Raw genomic sequence first — 1,157 nt, forward strand, 5'->3', positions numbered from 1 at the left:
ATCATATAGCATTTCTTTTCTTATCGTTAGCGTGCTGTCATTCCTGATATTTGTAAAACATATCAGGAAAGTAACAGATCCTTTTGTTGATCCCGGATTAGGGAAAAATATACCTTTTATGATTGGAGTTCTTTGTGGGGGAATTATATTTGGAACAGTAGCAGGGTTTGTCTCTATGGTTCCTTATATGATGAAAGATGTTCACCAGCTAAGTACTGCCGAAATCGGAAGTGTAATTATTTTCCCTGGAACAATGAGTGTCATTATTTTCGGCTACATTGGTGGGATACTTGTTGATAGAAGAGGTCCTTTATACGTGTTAAACATCGGAGTTACATTTCTTTCTGTTAGCTTTTTAACTGCTTCCTTTCTTTTAGAAACAACATCATGGTTCATGACAATTATAATCGTATTTGTTTTAGGTGGGCTTTCGTTCACCAAAACAGTTATATCAACAATTGTTTCAAGTAGCTTGAAACAGCAGGAAGCTGGTGCTGGAATGAGTTTGCTTAACTTTACCAGCTTTTTATCAGAGGGAACAGGTATTGCAATTGTAGGTGGTTTATTATCCATACCCTTACTTGATCAAAGGTTGTTACCTATGGAAGTTGATCAGTCAACTTATCTGTATAGTAATTTGTTATTACTTTTTTCAGGAATCATTGTCATTAGTTGGCTGGTTACCTTGAATGTATATAAACATTCTCAAAGGGATTTCTAAATCGTTAAGGGATCAACTTTGGGAGAGAGTTCAAAATTGATCCTTTTTTTATAACAGGAATTCAAATCTTTTTGTTCCATTAAAGGGCGCGTTTATTGAAGAACGAAGATCGTCATTTGACGGTCTTTTTTTTCGTCTAAAAGCTGATGAGCTGCAGAACGAAAAACGTGGCATTCGTCAACGGTAAATGTCTGACTGACCAACGGGAAGGAATTTAAGGAGTTGACGAATTTCGCAAAACCCGAACCCTCTCGGCACGTCAAAAGGCAACACCTTTTGACCTGCCTACCGGCGAGGGAGCCCCCTCAAAATTGAGGGGGATGGGGGAGTTTTTGGAGGGGGTCGAGGGGAAACTTTTCCCTCGTGGGTTTGGGCAACGCCCAAGGTCTTTTCTTTTGATTTTGATCTTGGGGAAACTGTCACGCCAGAGTGACAG

General features: G+C 39.3%; 1 protein-coding gene. It reads left to right on the top strand.

Going from position 1 to position 1,157, the window contains the following annotated elements; genetic code table 11:
• A partial coding sequence (locus QI30_RS18525; protein WP_126992060.1) for an MFS transporter occupies positions 1 to 721 on the top strand: 721 nt, incomplete at its 5' end.
• Positions 722 to 1,157 lie beyond the last annotated feature (436 nt).

It is taken from the genome of Candidatus Kurthia intestinigallinarum (assembly GCF_003991225.1).
In the GTDB taxonomy this organism is placed as follows: domain Bacteria; phylum Bacillota; class Bacilli; order Bacillales_A; family Planococcaceae; genus Kurthia; species Kurthia populi.